The sequence below is a fragment of the Desertihabitans brevis genome (assembly GCF_003327535.1).
In the GTDB taxonomy this organism is placed as follows: domain Bacteria; phylum Actinomycetota; class Actinomycetes; order Propionibacteriales; family Propionibacteriaceae; genus Desertihabitans; species Desertihabitans brevis.
Genome location: NZ_QOUI01000001.1, coordinates 701,471 through 720,059 on the forward strand (window position 1 = coordinate 701,471; position 18,589 = coordinate 720,059).

The 18,589-nt window shown below is 74.2% G+C and carries 17 protein-coding genes and 1 rRNA gene; all 18 read right to left on the reverse strand.

Annotated features, from left to right (window positions below; translation table 11 throughout):
- Positions 1 to 48: 48 nt before the first annotated feature.
- The 18 genes from DT076_RS03275 to rrf all read right to left on the reverse strand — a co-directional run bounded on the left by DT076_RS03275 (position 49) and on the right by rrf (position 18,465).
- Positions 49 to 1,185: an FKBP-type peptidyl-prolyl cis-trans isomerase gene (locus DT076_RS03275; RefSeq protein WP_114125148.1), complete on the reverse strand. Its 1,137-nt coding sequence runs from the start codon at positions 1,183 to 1,185 to the stop codon at positions 49 to 51.
- Positions 1,186 to 1,231: 46 nt separating this feature from the next.
- The gene (gene pafA, locus DT076_RS03280) at positions 1,232 to 2,617 is read right to left on the reverse strand and encodes a Pup--protein ligase (RefSeq protein WP_233493596.1); all 1,386 of its coding nucleotides are present in this window, start codon (positions 2,615 to 2,617) and stop codon (positions 1,232 to 1,234) included.
- A 109-nt stretch (positions 2,618 to 2,726) separates the two neighbouring features.
- Positions 2,727 to 3,476 (reverse strand): pseudouridine synthase, encoded by a 750-nt coding sequence (locus tag DT076_RS03285; protein ID WP_233493597.1) that lies wholly within the window; start codon positions 3,474 to 3,476, stop codon positions 2,727 to 2,729.
- Complete coding sequence (gene scpB, locus DT076_RS03290; protein ID WP_114125149.1) at positions 3,473 to 4,216, reverse strand: SMC-Scp complex subunit ScpB; 744 nt, start codon at positions 4,214 to 4,216, stop codon at positions 3,473 to 3,475. Before scpB ends, DT076_RS03285 begins: the two co-directional genes overlap by 4 nt.
- Positions 4,209 to 5,042: a segregation and condensation protein A gene (locus DT076_RS03295; RefSeq protein WP_233493598.1), complete on the reverse strand. Its 834-nt coding sequence runs from the start codon at positions 5,040 to 5,042 to the stop codon at positions 4,209 to 4,211. Before DT076_RS03295 ends, scpB begins: the two co-directional genes overlap by 8 nt.
- A 10-nt stretch (positions 5,043 to 5,052) precedes the next feature.
- Positions 5,053 to 5,439 carry a hypothetical protein gene (locus tag DT076_RS03300; protein ID WP_114125150.1) on the reverse strand — a complete coding sequence of 129 codons (387 nt, stop codon included), beginning with the start codon at positions 5,437 to 5,439 and terminating at the stop codon, positions 5,053 to 5,055.
- Positions 5,424 to 6,323: a ParA family protein gene (locus tag DT076_RS03305; protein WP_114125263.1), complete on the reverse strand. Its 900-nt coding sequence runs from the start codon at positions 6,321 to 6,323 to the stop codon at positions 5,424 to 5,426. Before DT076_RS03305 ends, DT076_RS03300 begins: the two co-directional genes overlap by 16 nt.
- Before the next feature lie 133 nt (positions 6,324 to 6,456).
- Entirely contained in the window at positions 6,457 to 7,392 is a 936-nt protein-coding gene (locus DT076_RS03310) for a tyrosine recombinase (protein WP_114125265.1), read from the reverse strand.
- Between the two features lie 83 nt (positions 7,393 to 7,475).
- The gene (locus tag DT076_RS03315) at positions 7,476 to 8,096 is read right to left on the reverse strand and encodes an NUDIX domain-containing protein (protein ID WP_233493615.1); all 621 of its coding nucleotides are present in this window, start codon (positions 8,094 to 8,096) and stop codon (positions 7,476 to 7,478) included.
- Between the two features lie 38 nt (positions 8,097 to 8,134).
- Positions 8,135 to 9,790 (reverse strand): CTP synthase, encoded by a 1,656-nt coding sequence (locus tag DT076_RS03320; protein ID WP_114125152.1) that lies wholly within the window; start codon positions 9,788 to 9,790, stop codon positions 8,135 to 8,137.
- Between the two features lie 11 nt (positions 9,791 to 9,801).
- Positions 9,802 to 11,580, reverse strand: a complete 1,779-nt coding sequence (gene recN / locus DT076_RS03325) for a DNA repair protein RecN (protein ID WP_114125153.1) — start codon at positions 11,578 to 11,580, stop codon at positions 9,802 to 9,804.
- Complete coding sequence (locus DT076_RS03330; protein ID WP_114125154.1) at positions 11,577 to 12,530, reverse strand: NAD kinase; 954 nt, start codon at positions 12,528 to 12,530, stop codon at positions 11,577 to 11,579. Before DT076_RS03330 ends, recN begins: the two co-directional genes overlap by 4 nt.
- Positions 12,531 to 12,609: 79 nt before the next feature.
- Positions 12,610 to 13,830: a metallophosphoesterase family protein gene (locus tag DT076_RS03335; protein ID WP_199538901.1), complete on the reverse strand. Its 1,221-nt coding sequence runs from the start codon at positions 13,828 to 13,830 to the stop codon at positions 12,610 to 12,612.
- 122 nt (positions 13,831 to 13,952) lie between these two features.
- On the reverse strand, positions 13,953 to 14,675 hold the full coding sequence (locus tag DT076_RS03340) for a TlyA family RNA methyltransferase (RefSeq protein ID WP_114125155.1): 723 nt from the start codon (positions 14,673 to 14,675) through the stop codon (positions 13,953 to 13,955).
- 1 nt (position 14,676) lies between these two features.
- Positions 14,677 to 14,853: a hypothetical protein gene (locus DT076_RS19290; protein WP_158548027.1), complete on the reverse strand. Its 177-nt coding sequence runs from the start codon at positions 14,851 to 14,853 to the stop codon at positions 14,677 to 14,679.
- A 99-nt stretch (positions 14,854 to 14,952) separates the two neighbouring features.
- Positions 14,953 to 15,972, reverse strand: a complete 1,020-nt coding sequence (locus DT076_RS03345) for an HAD-IIA family hydrolase (protein ID WP_114125156.1) — start codon at positions 15,970 to 15,972, stop codon at positions 14,953 to 14,955.
- Positions 15,969 to 17,273 carry a tetratricopeptide repeat protein gene (locus tag DT076_RS03350; RefSeq protein ID WP_147264040.1) on the reverse strand — a complete coding sequence of 435 codons (1,305 nt, stop codon included), beginning with the start codon at positions 17,271 to 17,273 and terminating at the stop codon, positions 15,969 to 15,971. The genes DT076_RS03345 and DT076_RS03350 overlap by 4 nt, the downstream gene beginning before the upstream one ends.
- 1,075 nt (positions 17,274 to 18,348) lie before the next feature.
- A 5S ribosomal RNA gene (gene rrf / locus DT076_RS03360) occupies positions 18,349 to 18,465 on the reverse strand.
- Positions 18,466 to 18,589 lie beyond the last annotated feature (124 nt).

The following is an 18,589-nucleotide window of genomic DNA, read 5'->3' on the forward strand; positions in this document are numbered from 1 at the left end:
GCTCAGGACGACGCTTCGAAGGCTCAGGGCGTTGGGGCCGCAGGTGGGTCAGCCGCCGGTGCCGGGGACGGTGGGCGGGGCCTCGGTCCAGAGCAGGTCGACGACGTAGACCATGGTCTGGCCGGGCTCGACCGCCGGGTCCTCGTTGCCGGTGTCGCCGTAGCCCAGGTCCGGCGGCACGACCAGCAGCACCCGGCTGCCGATCTTCTTGCCGACCAGGCCCTGCTTCCAGCCCTCGATCAGCTCGTTGAGCGCGTCGCTCTTCGGGGCGTCGGGGTAGCTGTCGATGGTGACCTCACCGGTCTCCCACGGCACGCCGCGGACGTCGACGGTGATGGTGTCGTTCTCCCCCACCTCGGGCCCGGTGCCCTCCACCAGCAGCTGGCTGACCAGCTCGGTGGGTGGCGTGCCCTCGGGCACGGCGATCTGCGGGTCGTCGACGGCACCGGTGACGGTCGGCAGGTCGGCGGGCGGCTCGACCTCCTCACCCACCGGGGAGGTCAGGGTGCCGGCGAGGATGTCGACGGTGAAGAGCAGCGTGTCGCCGACCTCGATCCCGGCCTGCGGGTTGCCGCCGGAGGCGTCGTAGCCGTCAGTGCCCGGCATCGCGATGAGCACGCGGCTGCCGATCTTCTGCCCCTCCAGCCCCTTCTGGAACCCGGGCACGACCTGGGTGAGACCGAAGGTGACGGGCTCGCCCCGCTCGTAGGAGGAGTCGAACACCTCACCGGTGCGGGCGTTGACGCCCTGGTAGTTCAGCTGGGCGCTGCCGGTGGCCTGCAGCGGCTGGCCGTCGCCCTCGACCAGCACCCGGGTGCGCGTCTCGTCGACCGCCCACGGGGTCTCCACGGTGACCTCAGGCGCGTCGCCGAAGTCGCCGCTGACCTCGACCTCGCCGAGGTCGGAGGACGGCTCGACCGGCTCGGGGGTCGGCGTGGGCGTCGCGCTCGGGCTGGGGGACGCGCTGGCGCTCGGGTCGGCCGGCGGGTTCGCCTCCGGGGTGGCGCTGGACCCCGGGGTGGGAGCGGCCTCGGGCTCGCCGCCGCTGCAGGCGGTCAGCGCCAGCAGCGGGGCGACGGCGAGGACGGCGAGGGCGGAGGTCAGCCGGCGGCGGACGGACCGGCCGGGTGCACCTGCCGGCGGCCGGCTCACCCCTGCGGTCGTCGTGGAGGTGGTCTCGGGCACCGGGGCAACATACCCGACCCGGGCGAACCCGTCCTCCCACCGACGGTCACAGGCCGGCGGCACGGCGGCCCATCTGCTCGATCAGCCGGTCCACCCGCTCGTCGGTCGCGGCGAAGGGGTCGCGGCACAGGATGGTGCGCTGGGACTGGTCGTTGAGCTTCAGGTGCACCCAGTCCACCGTGTACTCCAGGTCGTGCTCGCGGGCCGCGCTGACGAAGCGGCCGCGCAGCCGGGCCCGGGTGGTGGGCGGCGGCTCGGTGGTGGCGAGCTCGACCTCCTCCGGCGTGGTGAGCCGGGCAGCCGCCCCGCGGGCCTCGAGCAGCCGGAACAGCCCGCGTCCGGGCTCCACGTCGTGGTAGGCGAGGTCGAGCTGGGCCAGCCGCGGGTCGTCCAGCGCGAGACCGTGCCGGTCGGCGTAGCGCTGCAGCAGCCGCCGCTTCACCACCCAGTCGATCTCGGTGGCGATGTCGTCCAGCCGGTCGGACTCGACGGCCTCCAGGGCGCGGCGCCACAGGTCGAGCACCTGCTGCAGCTCCGGCCCCGGGTCCATCTCGGCGGCGGCGTGGTCGGCGGCTGCCTGCCAGAAGGTCTGCTGCAGCTCCAGCGCGGTGATGGTGCGGCCGTTGGCCAGCGTCACCGGGGTGCGTCCGGTGGGGTCGCGGCTGATGTCGCGGAGCGCCCGGATCGGGTTCTCGCAGGCCAGGTTGCGCAGCGCCACCCCGTCCTCGACCAGCCGCAGCACCAGCTCGACGGTGCCGACCTTGAGCAGGGTGGTGGTCTCGCTCATGGTGGAGTCGCCGACGATGACGTGCAGCCGGCGGAACCGCTCGGGGTCGGCGTGCGGCTCGTCGCGGGTGTTGATGATGGGACGGCTGCGGGTGGTGGCCGAGGACACCGACTCCCAGATGTGCTCGGCCCGCTGGCTGAGCGCGTAGGCGGCTCGCGGCCCGTCCTTGACGATCCGGCCGGCACCGCACACCAGCTGGCGCGAGACCAGGAACGGCACCAGCAGGTCGGTGTAGCGGTGGAAGTCGCCCTCGCGGCTGATCAGGTAGTTCTCGTGGCAGCCGTAGGAGTTGCCGTGGGAGTCGGCGTTGTTCTTGAACAGGTAGATGTCGGCGTCGACGTCCTCCTCGGCCAGCCGCCGGCGGGCGTCGGCGGCCAGCCGGCTGACGATCAGCTCACCGGCCCGGTCGTGGACGACCAGCTGGTGCAGCGAGTCGCACTCGGCGGTGGCGTACTCGGGGTGGGAGCCGACGTCGAGGTAGACCCGCGAGCCGTTGGAGAGGAAGACGTTGCTGGAGCGTCCCCAGCTGACCACGGTGCGGAACAGGTAGCGGGCCACCTCGTCGGGGTTGACCCGGCGTCCGCCGTGGCTGGTGGAGGAGACCCCGAACTCGGTCTCCAGCCCGTAGATGCGTCGCGTCAGCACGCGCCCCGTCCCATCCGCGTCAGCACGCGCCCCGTCCCATCCGCGTCAGCACGCGGGCCGTCCCATCCGCGTCAGCACGCGGGCCGTCCGATCGGCGCCGGCACGCGGGTCACAGCCCCACGAGGTCGAGCAGCGCGCCGAGCTCCTCGCGGGTCAGCTCGCGGTGCTCCCCCACCGGCAGCCGACCGAGCCGCACCGGACCGATCGCGGTCCGCGACAGCTGGTTGACCGGGTGCCCGACGGTGTCCATCATCCGCCGCACGATCCGGTTGCGGCCCTCGTGCAGGCTGATCTGCACCAGGCTGCGGTCGGCGGTGGTGTCGACCAGGCGCACCCGGTCCGGGCGCACCCGCCCGTCCTCCAGGGTGACGCCCTTCTGCAGCCGGTTGATCGTCTTCTGGTCCACCACCCCGGCGACCTCGGCCAGGTAGGTCTTGGGCACCTCGTAGGAGGGGTGGGCCAGCCGGTGGGCGAACTCGCCGTGGTTGGTCAGCAGGATCAGCCCCTCGGTGTCGGTGTCGAGACGTCCGACGTGGAACAGCCGCTCCCGGCGCCGGCCGAGCAGGTCGGTCAGCGTGGGCCGGTCCTCGGGGTCGTCCATGGTGGAGACCACCCCGCGGGGCTTGTTGAGCACCAGGTACACGTGGTGGCGGGCGGTGGGGATGCGGGAGCCGTCGACCCGCACCACGTCCTTCTCCGGGTCGACCCGCAGCCCCTGCTCGAGCACGAGCGACCCGTTCACCTCGACCCGTCCCTCGGCGATCATCTGCTCGCTGGCGCGGCGGGAGGCGATGCCGGCCTGGGCCAGCACCTTCTGCAATCGCACGCCCTGGCTGTCCTCCTGATCCGGTTCGCTCACGGCCGGGCTCCTTCCTCGGTGCCACCCGCGGGTGCGGGTGGGTCTCCGCGCCGCGGCGCGCCCATCTCATCGTCCAACGTCTCGTCGGCCAACGGCTCGTCGGGCAGCTGGTCGGCGTCGGTCGTCGTCCCGGCCGGCGGCACCGCGGCGAGCTGGCCCAGCTCGGCCTCCAGCGTGCTGGCGTCGGGCAGGTGCGGGGCCAGGTCGGGCAGCTGGTCCAGCGACTCCAGCCCGATCCGCTCGCAGAAGGTGTCGGTGGTCCGGAAGACGACGGCGCCGGTGACGGGGTCCTGCCCCGCCTCCTCGATCATCTCCCGCGCGAGAAGGGTGCGCACCACCCCGTCCACGTTGACGCCGCGGACGGCCGAGATCCGGGCCCGCGAGATCGGCTGCAGGTAGGCCACCACCGCCAGCGTCTCCAGCGCGGCCTGCGACAGCCGCGACTGCTGGCCCTCCAGCACCGCCCGGCTGATCACCTCGGCGTGCTCCTCGCGGGTCCAGTAGCGCCAGCCGCCGGCGAGGTGGCGCAGCTCGAACCCGCGTCCGGTGCGGTCGTAGAAGTCGCGCAGCTCCCGGCAGGTCTGCTCGACGGCCTCGACCGGGGCCTGCAGCGCCTGGGCCAGGGTGAGGGTGCTCATCGGCTCGTCGGCCATCAGCAGCAGCGCCTCGACCGGCCCGGACAGCTCGCCGACGAGGTCGGGGTGGACGGTCTGGCCCTCCGCCGCGGGGTGCTCAGACATCGCCGCCTCCCGCGGGTGCGTCGGCCGGGACGCCGGGCTCGTCGAACTCCGCCGAGATCTCCAGCTCACCGGTGTCCGCGCCGACCCAGCGGATGGTGAGCTCGCCCAGCGGGTCGGCCTGCTCGAAGGCGACGGCCTGCTCCCGGTACAGCTCGAGCAGGGCCAGGAACCGGGCCACCGTGGTCACCGTGTCGGCGTCGCGGGTCAGCGCGGCGAAGCTCAGCGCCCGCCCGCGGCGCAGCCGCTGCACGATCAGCGTCGCCTGCTCCCGCACGCTCACCTGCGGGGCGTGCAGGTGGGCCAGGGACAGCTCCTGGGTGGGTCGGGGCGTCAGCGCGCGGGCGGCGAGCGCGGCGAACCCGTCGAGGTCGACGGTGAAGGTCACCTCGGGCAGCAGCCGGGCGAAGTGGTCCTCCAGCCCGCCCGGGCGGGCGTGGCGGCGGCTCTGCTGGTCCAGGGTCCGCTCCAGCCAGGCGGCCACCCGCTTGAAGGCCCGGTACTGCAGCAGCCGGGCGAACAGCAGGTCGCGGGCCTCCAGCAGGGCGAGGTCCTCGGGGTCGTCGACCTCGCCGGCCGGCAGCAGCCGGGCCGCCTTGAGGTCGAGCAGGGTGGCCGCCACCAGCACGAACTGGCTGGTCTGCTCCAGGTCCCAGACGTCACCGGCGGCCTTGATGTGGGCGATGAACTCGTCGGTCACCCGCGACAGCGCCACCTCGGTGACGTCCATCCGGTGCTTGGCGATCAGCTGCAGCAGCAGGTCGAAGGGGCCCTCGAAGTTGTCCAGCCGGACGCTGAACCCGCGCGGCGGCGTCTCGGTGGTGCTCACGCGCCGGTGCTCATCCCTCGGCGCGACCGGCGGCGTTCTCGTCGAGCCGGCGCACCAGCTCCGAGCCGGCGCCGTGCTCGGCCAGGTCGGCCAGCGCGGCGGCCACCGCGGCCCGCACGATCCGTCCCCGGTCGACCGCCAGCCGGTGCTCGGCCCGCAGCTGCAGGCGCGCCTGCTCCAGTGCGAGCAGCTCGTCGCTGCTGACGTAGACGGTGATCTTCTCCTCGTGGCGGACCCGTCCCGAGACCCGCGGGGCGGACGCCTCCGGGCCGTCCGGACGGGCCGTGCGGGGACGGCGCACCGGCTCGGCCCGTTCGGCCGGGCGCGGCACCTCCGGCACCCCCTGGGTGGGGCGGAACAGCTCCGACGCCCCGGGCAGGTTCACACGGCGGGGCACTTGGCCAGCACCTCCCGGGCCAGCAGGCGGTAGGACTGGGCGCCGGGCGAGGAGGAGGCGTAGGTGGTGATCGGCTCACCAGCCACCGTCGTCTCGGGGAACTTGATGGTGCGCCGGATGACGGTGTGGAAGACCTGGTCGCCGAAGGCCTGCACCACCCGCTCCAGCACCTCGCGGCTGTGCAGGGTGCGGGCGTCGTACATGGTGCCGAGGATGCCCAGCAGCTCCAGGTCGGGGTTGAGCCGGTCCTGCACCTTGGCGATGGTGTCGGTGAGCAGGGCGACGCCACGCAGGGCGAAGAACTCGCACTCCAACGGCACGATCACCTTGTCCGCGGCGGTCAGCGCGTTGACCGTCAGCAGACCGAGGGAGGGCGCGCAGTCGATGAGGATGACGTGGTAGCGGTCGCGGACCCGGGCGAGCACCCGGGACAACGTCTGCTCCCGCGCCACCTCCGAGACCAGCTGCACCTCCGCCGCCGACAGGTCGATGTTGCTGGGCAGCAGGTCGAGCCCCGGCACGTTGGTGGCGGTGACGACGTCGTCGACGTCGACGTCGCGCGACATCAGCAGGTTGTAGACGCTGCTCTCCAGGGTGTGCGGGTTGACCCCCAGCCCCACCGACAGCGAACCCTGCGGGTCGAAGTCGACCATCAGCACGCGGCGTCCGGTCTCAGCCAGCGCCGCGCCCAGGTTGATGGTGGTGGTGGTCTTGCCCACCCCGCCCTTCTGGTTGCACATCGCGATCACGGTGGCCCGCAGCGGACCCTCCCGCGGGGCGGAGGGCTCGGGCAGCTGTGGCCAGGGTCGTCCGGTGGGGCCGAGGGCGGCCTCGCCGTCATCCGCACCGACCGGCGGGAAGAGCGCCGCGGTCCCCGGCGCCAGCCGAGCGTCCGACGGTCCACCACCGGTTGCTGTCTGGTCCACGTGGTTCCTTCCGCTCGCCACCACAGTGGGGACGAGGGTAGCGCGCCTGGCCGGGGCGCCGCAGCCGCGCGCAGACGTCCCGGCCTCCGGTTCAGCGGGAGCGCGGGTGGGCGCTGAGATAGACCTCGCGGAGGTGGTCGACCGTGACCAGGGTGTACACCTGGGTGGTCGTCACCGACGCGTGGCCGAGCAGCTCCTGCACCACCCGGACGTCGGCGCCGCCGTCGAGCAGGTGGGTGGCGAAGGAGTGGCGCAGGGTGTGCGGGGACACCTCGGCGTCCAGCCCGGCCCGGGCGGCGGCCGCGCGCAGCACCGCCCAGGCGCTCTGGCGGGACAGCCGGCGGCCGCGGGCGTTGAGCAGCAGGGCGGGGTCGGCGCCGGCCAGGGTCGGACGCCCTCGCACCAGCCAGTCCGAGACCGCGCGCCGGGCGTAGGAGCCGAGCGGGACGACCCGCTCCTTGTCCCCCTTGCCGATCAGCCGCAGCCCCTGGCGGGGATCGGCCTCGGCGTCGACCAGCCGGCTGACGTCGTCGACGTCGAGGGCGGTGATCTCGCTGATCCGGGCGCCGGTGCCGTAGAGCAGCTCCAGCAGCGCGGCGTCCCGCAGCCCGACCGGGGTGCTGCGGTCGGGGGCGTCCAGCAGCGCCTGCACCTGGTCCAGCGGCAGCGCCTTGGGCAGCCGGCGGCCCTGGCCGGGCGGGTGCACGGCGGCGGCCGGGTTGTCGGGGGTCAGCCGCTCCTCCACCCCGAACCGGTGCAGGCTGCGCACGGCCACCACCGCGCGGGCGACGCTGGCGCGGGCCAGCGGTGGCCGGGTGCGCCCGTGCTCGTCGACGGTGCCGGTCTGCAGCGCGTGCGCGAAGTCGGTGACCGCGGCGGCGTCGACGTCCTCAGGACGGGTCAGGCCACGGCGGGTGAGGTGGTGCAGGTAGCGCTCGAGGTCGCGCCGGTAGCCCTGCACGGTGTGGGTGGACATCCCCCGCTCGACGGCCAGGTGGTCGAGGAAGCCCTGGACGAAGCGCCGCAGGGCGGGCGGGACCTCCGGCTCCCCGTCCGCGGCGACGGGCGGCTCGGGGGCGGGGCCGCCGGTGGCGGCGGACCCCGGGTCGGTCACGGGCGCTGGTGCCGGGCCGGCCAGGGCGCGTCGGCCGGGCGCAGGCGGTCGTAGCCGTCGCGGCGGGCGACCTCGGTGGCCAGCACCCCGGCGACCAGCAGCGGGTTCTGCAGCCGCCCGGCCAGCACGCCGGTAACCAGCTCGGCGAGCGGGGCGAGGACGACGTCCATGTGCGCCTCCTCCCCCTCCACCACGAAGCCCTCGGGGCGGGGGGCGGGACGCAGCCCGCGGGCCAGGTAGATCCGCACCGACTCCTCGGTGCTGCCCGGGCTGACGAACTGGTCGACCAGCACCCGCCAGTCCTCGGCGGCCAGCAGCGCCTCCTCGGCGAGCTCGCGCTGGGCTCCGACCAGCCACGCCTCCTCGGCCACGTCCAGCAACCCGGCCGGCGGCTCGAGCAGCCGGTGGCGGGCCGGGTGGCGGTACTGGCGCACCAGCACCACCCGCTCCTGCTCGTCCAGCGCGATCACCCCGACCGCACCGGGGTGGCGCAGGTACTGGCGGGTGATGGTGCTGCCGTCGGGGGTGCGGACCTCGTCCTCGACCAGGGTGACCACCCGGCCCCCGGCCAGCACGTCGCTGCGCAGCACCGGCCAGCCGACCACCTCGTCGGCCAGCTCCGCGGTGCCGAGCACCGGGAGGTCGAGCTGGCCGCTCACCGGTCGACCGGGAGCCGGGTGCCGCGCCGACGGGCCACGGCGGCCTTGACCAGACCGGCGAACAGCGGGTGGGCGCTGGTGGGGCGGGACTTCAGCTCCGGGTGGGCCTGGGTGGCGACGAAGAAGGGGTGGGTCTCGGCCGGCAGCTCGATGAACTCGACCAGGGTGGCGTCGGGAGAGGTGCCGCTGATCCGCAGCCCCGCCTCCTCCAGCTTGTCGCGGTAGGCGTTGTTCACCTCGTAGCGGTGGCGGTGCCGCTCCTGCACCTGGGTGCTGCCGTAGAGCCGGGCCACCACGCTGCCGGGGGTGAGCGCGGCCGGGTAGGACCCCAGCCGCATCGACCCGCCGAGGTCGCCCTCGCCGCCGACGATGGCGACCTGCTCGGCCATCGTGGCGATCACCGGGTGCTCGGCGTCGGGCTCGAACTCCGAGGACGCCGCCCCGTCCAGCCCGGCCAGGTGGCGGGCCACCTCGATCACCATCACCTGCAGCCCCAGGCAGAGCCCGAGGATCGGGATCTGGTTGGTGCGGGCGTAGCGGACCGCCTCCACCTTGCCCTCCACGCCGCGGATGCCGAAGCCGCCGGGGATGCAGATGCCGTCGACGTCGCCGAGGGCCTCCTCCGCACCCTCCGGGGTGGCGCAGCTGTCGGAGGCGACCCAGCGGATGTGCACCTTGGCCCGGTTGGCGAACCCGCCGGCGCGCAGCGCCTCGACCACCGACAGGTAGGCGTCGGGCAGGTCGATGTACTTGCCGACCAGGGCGATGGTGACGTCCTCGTCGGGGTGCTCCACCCGGTCGAGCAGGTCGTTCCAGCGGGTCCAGTCCACGTCGCGGAAGGACAGGTCGAGCCGGCGCACCACGTAGGCGTCCAGGCCCTCGGAGTGCAGCACCCGCGGGATGGCGTAGATGCTGGAGGCGTCGATGGCCACCGCCACGGCCTCCTCGTCGACGTCGCAGGCCAGCGCGATCTTGCGCTTGACGTTGTCGGGCACGGCGCGGTCGCAGCGGCACACCAGCGCGTCGGGCTGGATGCCGACCTCACGCAGCGCCGCCACCGAGTGCTGGGTCGGCTTGGTCTTCAGCTCCCCGCTGGGCCCGATGTAGGGGATCAGCGAGACGTGCAGGAAGAAGGCGTTCTGCCGGCCGATGTCGCGGCGGACCTGCCGGGCGGCCTCGAGGAAGGGCAACGACTCGATGTCGCCGACGGTGCCGCCGATCTCGTGGATCACCACGTCGATGTCGTCCCCGCCCATGGCGAGCATCGACGCCTTGATCTCGTTGGTGATGTGCGGGATCACCTGGACGGTGTCGCCGAGGTAGTCCCCGCGCCGCTCCTTGGCGATCACCGAGGAGTACACCTTGCCGGTGGTGACGTTGGCGTCGGCGTTGAGGTTGACGTCGAGGAAGCGCTCGTAGTGGCCGATGTCGAGGTCGGTCTCGGCGCCGTCCTCGGTGACGAACACCTCCCCGTGCTGGAACGGGTTCATGGTGCCGGGGTCGACGTTGAGGTAGGGGTCCAGCTTCTGCATGGTCACCCGCAGCCCGCGGGCGATCAGCAGGCTGCCGAGACTGGAGGCGGTGAGCCCCTTGCCCAGGGAGGAGACGACTCCCCCGGTGACGAAGACGTGCTTGGTGATCGTGTGGCCCACGGACCTCCACCCTATGCCTTGCGGGCGCTCCGGGGCGACTCCGCCACGGTGCCGGCGGCCGTCGACCCCGTTCCGGCGTGCCCGGCCAGCTCGAGCAGCTCGCGGGCGTGGGCGAGGGCGGTGTCGCTGCCGTCCATGCCGGCCATCATCCGGGCCAGCTCGGCCTCCCGCTCCACCGCCTCGACCTGCCGGACGCCGGAGGTGGTGACCTGGCCGTCGTCGGACTTGGCCACCACGAAGTGCCGGTCGGCGAAGGCAGCCACCTGGGCCAGGTGGGTGACGACGACCACCTGGGTGTGCCGGGCCAGCGCTGCCAGCCGGCGTCCGATCTCGACGGCCACCCGGCCGCCGACGCCGGCGTCCACCTCGTCGAAGACCATGGTCTGGCGCTCGGTGCCGTCGGCCGTGCCCGGCGTGTCGTCGCGGGGCTCGGCCAGCGACACCTCCAGCGCCAGCCGGACCCGGGAGAGCTCACCGCCGGAGGCGACCCGGCCGAGCGGGCCGGGTTCGCTGCCGGGGTTGGCCGAGAACAGCAGCTGGACGCTCTCCAGCCCGTGCGGGCCGGGCTCCTCCAGCGGGGTCAGCTCGAACTGCAGCCGGGCGTGCGGCATCGCCAGCGCCGTCAGCTCGGTGACGCAGGCCTCGGCCAGCCGGTCGGCGGCCCGCCGGCGCAGGTCGGTCAGCCGTGCCCCCAGCTCGCCGAGCCGCTCGGTGCAGGCGGCCACCTCGGCCTCGAGCTCGCCGATCCGGGTGTCGCCGGACTCCAGGGTGGCCAGCCGCTCGGCGGACTCGGCGGCCCAGGCGAGCACCTGGTCGACGTCGTCGCCGTACTTGCGGGTGAGCGCGGTGAGGGCGGCGGTGCGCTCCATCACCGCCTCCAACCGGGCCGGGTCGGCCTCGAGCCGGTCGAGGTGGGCCGAGACGTCGCCGGCGAGGTCGACCAGCAGGGTCTCCACCTCGGTGGCCCGCTCGAGCAGCGGCGTGGTCTCGGGATCGGTTCCGGCCAGCTCGCCGAGCGCCTTGCGGGCCAGCTGGGTGAGGGCGATCGCGTCGGCGGCCTCGTAGGAGTCCTCGTCGCCGGCCAGTGCCACCAGCGCCTGCCGCGTCGACGTGCGCAGCTCGTCCACCGCCTGCAGCCGAGCCGCCTCGGCGGCCAGCCGGGCGTCCTCACCCGGCTGGGGGTCGACCTTCTCGATCTCGGCCAGCCCGAACTGCAGCAGGTCGATCTCGCGGGCGCGGGCCTGGCTGTCGGCGCGCAGCCGGTCGAGCTCGGCCCGGGCGGCACGGCGGCGCTCGAAGCAACCACGGTAGTCCGTGAGCACCTGCCGCAGCGCCGGGTCGGCGGCCTGGTCGAGCAGCTCGCGCTGGCGCTCGGGGCGGGACAGCCGCACCTGCTCGGCCTGGCCGTGGATGGCGATGAGCTCCGAGGCCACCTCGGCGCACTGGGCGGCGGTGACCTGGGCGCCGCCGAGCCAGCAGCGGGTGCGTCCGGCGGTGGTCAGCTGGCGGCTGATCAGCAGCTCGTCGTCGTCGAGCTCGCCGCCACCCTCGACGACCCGCTCGCGGACTGGCGCGGGGAGCCCGGCGAACCGGCCCTCGACCCGGGCCCGTCCGGCTCCGACCCGGACCGCGGACCGGTCGGCGCGCCCGCCCAGCAGCAGTCCGAGCCCGGTGACGACCATCGTCTTGCCGGCCCCGGTCTCGCCGGTGACCACGGTCAGCCCCGGGTGCAGCTCGAGCTCGGCGGCATCGATCACGCCGAGGTCGGTGATGCTGAGCTCGGTGATCACGACAGCACCTCCCGGCCGCCGCGCCAGCCCTCCACCCGCAACCCGAACTTGCTCACCAGCCGGTCGGTGAACGGGGCCCGGGTGAGCCGGGCCAGGCGCAGCCGGTGCTCGCTGCGCTGGATCTCCACCACGGTGCCCGACAGCACCTCGCTGGAGCGGCGTCCGTCGCACCAGACCACCCCGGCCGCCTTCGACTCCCCGAGGATCTCGATCCGGATGGTGGAGGACGGGCCGAGCACCAGCGGCCGGGCGAACAGCGCGTGGGCACTGAGCGGCACCAGCAGCAGCGCCTCCACCCCGGGCCACATCACCGGCCCGCCGGCGGAGAAGGCGTAGGCGGTGGAACCGGTCGGGGTGGCGACCAGCACCCCGTCGCAGGACCAGCGTGAGAGCGGGCGGCGGTCGATCTCGACCATCGTCTCCAGCATCTTCTCCCGCGAGGCCTTCTCCAGGGACACCTCGTTGACCGCGAAGGTGGTCCACGACGGCCCGTCGGCGCCGGGAGCGGTGACCGAGACCTCGATCACCACGCGCTCCTCCAGCCGCCAGTCCCCCGACACCACGTGCTCCACCACGGTGTCGATCTCGCTGGACTCGGCCTCGGCGAGGAAACCGACGTGGCCGAGGTTGACCCCGAGCAGCGGCACCTCGGCGGGCACCGCCCACTCCGCGCCGCGCAAGATGGTGCCGTCACCGCCGAACACGACGGCCAGCTCGCAGCCGTCGTGCACCGCGACGTCGCGTGGCTCGAAGGGCTCGATCAGCCCGTGGGTGCAGCGCTCCTGCAGCAGGTCGGCGTCCTCGCGCGGGACGAGGGCGGTGATGCCGTGGCGGCTGAGTCCGGTGACGAACCGGACGGCCGCCTCGACCGCCAACCGGCGTCCGGTGTGGGTCAGCACGGCGACCCGTCGCGCGGTCGGGCGGGTGGTGCCGGGCTGCGGGTCGCTCACGCGCTCACCCTACGGCCCGGCACCACCGCCACCCGTCCGCTCCCCGTCATCTGTGGACGGCTCGCCGACTCCGGTGGGTTCAGCGCTCGCCGGGCAGCGGCAGCGGCTCGATCGGCTGGTCGTCGGCGGTGAGGTCGATGCCGTAGTCGGCGGCGAAGACCATCCGGGTCTCGACCAGGACGTCGTCGGTGCGGTCGTCGAGGTCGAACACCCGGGCGCCGCGGAGCCGGTTGCGCTCGGCGCCGGACAGACCGTAGGTGCCGAAGCCGGTGTTGCCGGCGTAGCCCAGCAGCACCCCGTAGTAGTTGCCGCAGTAGGTGTTGACGTGGTCGTGGCCGCAGAAGACGCCCTTGACGTCGCCGCGGTCGAGGATGGCGCTGAACAGGCCGCTGTTGACCGGCCCGGGGCACTCGTCCTCGTTGCGCTCACCGGTGATCTGGTGGCGCACCACCGCGGCCTCGTGGTTGCCGCCATTGCGCTCGTCCACCCCGCCGAACCACATGAAGCGGTACTCCCACAGCGGGATGTGGATGAACATCAGGGCCGGCACCTTCTTGCGCCAGCGCTTCTCCAGCGCACGGGAGGTCTGGCAGTACCACTCGACCTGGTTCATCCGCACCCAGTCCCAGGTCGGGTAGCCGGAGAAGTCCTGGCCGGCGACCTGGGCGGGGGCGTAGCGGCCGCTGTCGAGCAGGAAGAGGGCGAACGCCGCACCCTGGCGCCGGTCGGTGGCCCGGATGGTGAGCGCCATGTTGCCCGAGCCGGTGACGCCCTCGGGGCTCGGCTCGTTGTAGTTGTGCGGGTAGGAGCGGTAGATGTCGAGCATCTCCTCCTCGTCGAGGCCGCCCTGCGGGGTGGAGTCCTCGTCGTGGTTGCCGTAGGTGAGCACCCAGGGGATGCCGCGCTCCTCCATCGGCACCACCACGTTGTTCATCGCCTGGCGCATGGCCCGCTCGTCCTCGCAGCCGCCGGTGATGTTGTCGCCGTTGAGCACGACCAGGTCGGGCTGCTCGGAGTCGAGCACCTTCTCCATCAGCTCGATGGTGCGGCGGTCGATGCGCTCGTCGTCCTGGGTGTCGTTGAACTGCACGATCCGGAAGGTGTGGTCGCGGAAGGTCAGCGGGGTCTTGCCCTCCGCGCGCGCCGGGGCGGCGCCGAGGCTGCTCATGCCGGCGCCGAGGGTGACGGCCGCGGCCGCCAGGCCGGTGCCGGCCAGGAAGTTGCGTCGGCCGACGTCGCCGCGGGCGGGGTCGGTGGTCTCCGGCGTCGCGGGGACGGAGGGCTGGTTCGGCTGGGTCATCGGGAGTCCTTCCGTGGCTGGCGGCCCGCACCGTCGCGGGGTCGCCGACAGCCAACCGGCGGTCGCTGTCCACCGACCGGAGCGCAGGTGTCCAGCAGGTGACGTCGGCGCTGCGAGTTGGTTCAGCCGGCCCGGCGCAGCAGCAGGAAGAACTCGGTGTTGCCGTCGGCGCCCGGCAGCCGGCTCGGCACCTGCCGCTGGGGCGTCCAGCCGCAGCCGCGGGCGGCGTCCGCGACCGCCTCGACGGCGGCCCGGTGCAGGGCCGGGTCGCGGACCACGCCACCGCGGCCGAGCTGCTCCCGTCCGACCTCGAACTGCGGTTTGACCATGAGCAGCGCGCGGCCGTCGGGGCGGGTGACCGACAGCAGGCGCTCCACCAGCAGTGTCAGCGAGATGAAGGAGACGTCGGCCACCACGAGGTCGACGGGCTCGTCGTCGAGGTGGGCCAGGGTGAGGTCGCGCAGGTTGAGGCGCTCGTGGACGACCACCCGCGGGTCGTGGCGCAGCGGCTCGGCCAGCTGGCCGTGGCCGACGTCGACGGCGTAGACCCGACGACAGCCGTGGTGCAGCAGCACCTGCGTGAAACCGCCGGTGGACGCGCCGGCGTCCAGCGCCCGGCCCGACGGCTGCAGGTCGAGGTCGTCCAGGGCGCCGAGCAGCTTGTGCGCGGCCCGCGACACCCACGGGTCGACGTCGGTGACGTCGACGTCGTCGGGCTCGACCTCGCCGGCGACCCGGGTCACCACCGCCCCGCGGACCCGGACCTTTCCGGCGCGGACGAGCTCCTGGGCCTGGGTGCGCGAGCGTGCGAGGCCGCGGGCGAGCACCGCCCGGTCGAGTCGCACCTCAGTGCTCGGCGCGGCCCGACAGCAGCTCGTGCAGGGCGCGGTGGGCGCGCTCGAGCCGCTCGTGGTGCTCGGCCAGCGGCACCGAGCCGAGGTCGGCGACCGCGTCCAGAGCGGCGTCCAGCTCGGGGTGGCGGCTGGTGGGGGTCGCCTCGTCGGTGGCGTCCGGGTCGGTCATCGCGTCCTCCTCGACCGCCCAGGGTAGCGGCGCGGCGACCCTCGACCCGGACCGCCCTTCCGGTGCGGCCGCCCCGCCTGTCACCGCGGCCGCCGAGGGTCAGCCCCTCGGGCGGACGGCCTCGGCCGCGTCGGCCAGGTCGAAGGTCTCCCCGCGGTCGGCGGCCAGCCAGCACAACCGGGCCGCCGCCCACGCGGCGGGCACCTGCTGCTCGGGCGGGACCGGCTGGTCGACGACGAGCCGGCCGCCGGTGAGCCGTACGACGGCGTCACCGCAGCGGGCGACGTCGTCGCCGAGGTCCACCTCGGGCACCGGGTCCAGCAGACCACGGAGGTCGGCCGCCAGGTGGTCGGGACGGGCGTCGGGAGGCGCGGCGAGCAGCTGGGGCACCCCGTGGGAGCCGGTGAGCACGAGCAGTGAGGCCATCCCGGCCGCCCGGGCGCCGGCCACGTCGGTGTCCAGCCGGTCGCCGACGAACAGCGGCCGGGACGCCCCGGTGCGCCGGACCGCCTCCTGCAGCAGCGGCGGGGACGGCTTGCCGGCCACCAGCGGGTCCACGTCGACGGCAGCGCGCACGGCGGCCACGGCCGTCCCGTGCCCGGGGACGAGCCCGCGGTCGGTGGGCCGATTGGTGTCGGTGTTGGTCGCCACCCAGACCGCGCCGCGCTGGACCGCGTGGGCGGCCTCGTTGAGCCGCGGCCACGCCAGCTGCGGGTCGTAGCCCTGGATCACCCCGGCCGGTGCGTCGTCGGCGGAGTCGACCACCCGCAGCCCGAGGGCCTCGACCTCCCGGTGCAGCGCGGCGGTGCCGAGCACCAGCACGGTCGACCCCTCTGGCAGCTGGTCGGCCAGCAGCCGGGCACCGGCCTGCGCGGAGGTGATGACGTCCTCCGGGGCGGCCTCGACGCCGAGCTCGACCAGGTGGGCGGCGACCTCCTCGGGCGTGCGCGCGGCGTTGTTCGTGACGAAGCCGACGCCGGCTCCCTGGTTCCGGAGCCGGTGCAGGCTGTCGGCCGCGTGCGGGACCGGTGAGCGCCCGAGGTACACCACTCCGTCGAGGTCGAGCAGGACGACGTCGTGCCGGCTCGCGAGGGTGCCGGCGACCGCAATCTGACTCACCGGTCGTCCCCGTCGGCCGGCCCGTCCTCGTCGTCGCCGACCAGTCCGTCGGCGACCGACCCGCCGTCGTCGTCGAACTCGTCCTCGGCCAGCGTCTCCTCATCACCCGCGAGCTCGTCGCCGACCGGACCGTCCTCGTCGGCGGCGAACTCGTCGTCCAGCAGCGTCTCCACGCCACCGGTGAGGTCGTCGTCGGCTGGCACGTCCGCATCCTCGATGAGCTCGTCGTCCTGCAGCGTCTCCTCCTCGCCCAGCTCGTGCTCCGCCAGGGTCTGCTCGTCACCAGCGAGCTCGCTGTCGATCAGCGCGTCGTCGTCCGATGTCGTCCCGTCGGCCTCCGGGCCGACGTCTGCGGGGTCGCTCGCGGGTGCTCCCGCGTCCGGGGTCGAGGAGCTCCCGACACCGGTGGTGACGACGACGTCCTCGTGCTCCGCGCCGTCGTCCTCGACGTCCGCGCCGCCGGGACGCTCGTCGTCGAGCGGCTCGTCCGCAGTGTCCGCGTCCTCGTCCTGCTCGTCTCCCAGCGCGTCCTCGGCGGACTCGTCCTCCGGCTCCTCGGGGGCCCACGGCTCGATGCCGGCCTCGTCCACCTCGAGCACCATGCCCTGCAGCAGCGCGACCCGGTCGCCGGCGTCGGTGACGTGGCCGCGGTCGAGGTCGACGGTCCGGGTGAACCAGGTGAGCGCGCCGGTCTCGTCGCCGGTCCGCAGCAGGAGGTCGGCGTAGGCGTAGGTCAGCCGGGCGGCGGAGTCGCGGCTCAGCCCGCGGGCGGGCGTCCGGGTGGCCTGCTTGAGCAGCCGGACCGCCTCCTTGGTCTGGCCCATGTCCTCGCGCACCCCGGCCTCGACCATCAGCGCCTCCGCGCGGGAGTCCGGCCCGAGCTCGGGGCTGGAGGCCGCCTCGCGGGTCAGCGCCAGCGCGTCGTCGTGACGCCCCAGGGCCCGCTCGCAGTCGGCCATCACCGGCAGGTACTCCACGCCACCGGTCATCCGGCGCAGGGCGCGGTACTCCCGCAGGGCGTGGGCGTACTCCCCCGCGGCGTAGGCGGTCTCGGCCGATGCCTCGCGCACCACCGGCAGGCGGGACGCCCGACGGCGCGCCGCCTCCGCGTGGGCGAACGCCAGCTGGGGATCGGTGTCGATGAGCTCGCCGGCCATCACCAGGTGCCCGCCGACGAACTCGGCGCTCTCCGGGCTGAGACCCCTCAGCTCGGCGCGGACCGCTCGCGGCAGCCCACCGAGATCGATGCCGCTGGGCAGGTCCGGGTCGTGCTCGAGGCTGGTCCGCCGGTGCGGCACCATCCGCGAGGCCGACGCCGGCTCACGCCGCTCGAACCCGCGCTCGTCGCGTCGTCCGCCGCGCCGGTCCTGACCGGCCCGGCCGGGACCGGTGCCACGGCCACGGTCGCCGGCGCCACGCCCGCGGTCGTCCCGCCACCCGGCACCGCGACCGCGGTCGTCGCCGTCACGACGCTCACGGGGCCGGTCGTCATCGGACCGCCTGCCGCGAGCCCGGTCGTCGCCGCCGCGGCCACCCGGGAACCGGTCGTCACGGCCACCTGCACGCGCACCGCGCGGCCGGTCGCCCCAGCCACCGCTGCGGCCGTCGCCGGCGCGCTCGTCGCGGTCGCGTCCCCGGCTGCCACCGGTTCGGTCGCCCTCGTCACGCCCGCGACCGGAGCCGGCACGGTCGTCCCACGAGCTGCGGCGCCCACCACGGTCGCGCTGGCCTTCCCCGCGGCCGGTCCGTTCGTCGCGGTCAGCCCCGCGGCGGTCACCGGACCGTCCGTCGCCTCCACGGCTGCCGCCACCGCGCTCGTCCCGGTCGTCGCCACGACGGCCAGCGCCGCGGTCGCCCCGGGAGTCATCACCCCAGCGACGGTCCCCGCGTCCGCCGGAGCGGTCCTCGCGGGCAGACCCGCCCCGGGGGCGCTCGTCCCGGTCACGGTCTCCGCCGGAGCCACCGCCGCCCTGGTACGGAGGCTCGCCCCGCCCTCGGCCACGGTCGCCGGACCGGCCGGCGCCCGTCCGGTCGTCCCGGCCGCGCCCACTCCCCGCCCGGTCGTCGCGTCCGCGGCTGCTCGATGGACGGTCGTCCCGCCCCGCGCCCGATCCGGGTCGGCTGTCGCGACCCCGGTCGCCACCGCGGTCGGGTCGGCCTCCGCCGCCACGCTCGGGTCGTCCGCCGTCCCTCCCGCGTCGGGGGCCGTCTCCGGGTCGTCCGCGTCCGCTGTCTGCCACCGCACCATCCTGTCGTCTGCACCGTGCCCGGACCAACCCGGGGTGCTGGGTCGCACCGCACCGGAACCAGGCACACGTCGTGAAATGCACGAGGCCCCCGTCACCAGAAATGGTGCGGGGGCCTTCGTGTGTGGTTGTCCGGCGGCGTCCTAGTCTCCCACACCCTCCCGGGTGCAGTACCATCGGCGCTGGTGGGCTTAACTTCCGGGTTCGGAATGGGACCGGGTGTTTCCCCACCGCTGTGGCCACCGAAACTCTATGGAGATGTCCAACACTCACACTACTGACTGTGTGCGGTTGGTGTTGGTGTCTCGAGAGACTCCACAGTGGGCGCGAATACATCATCAAGGCATCTCAGGCCTTGGAGCAGAGTTTGT

Bases quoted from the DNA above. Each gene is read 5' to 3' on its own strand.
- scpB (WP_114125149.1), bottom strand. From the start codon at position 4,216: ATGTCTGAGCACCCCGCGGCGGAGGGCCAGACCGTCCACCCCGACCTC.
- DT076_RS03335 (WP_199538901.1), bottom strand. From the start codon at position 13,830: ATGACCCAGCCGAACCAGCCCTCCGTCCCCGCGACGCCGGAGACCACC.
- DT076_RS19290 (WP_158548027.1), bottom strand. From the start codon at position 14,853: ATGACCGACCCGGACGCCACCGACGAGGCGACCCCCACCAGCCGCCAC.
- DT076_RS03350 (WP_147264040.1), bottom strand. From the start codon at position 17,273: ATGGTGCCGCACCGGCGGACCAGCCTCGAGCACGACCCGGACCTGCCC.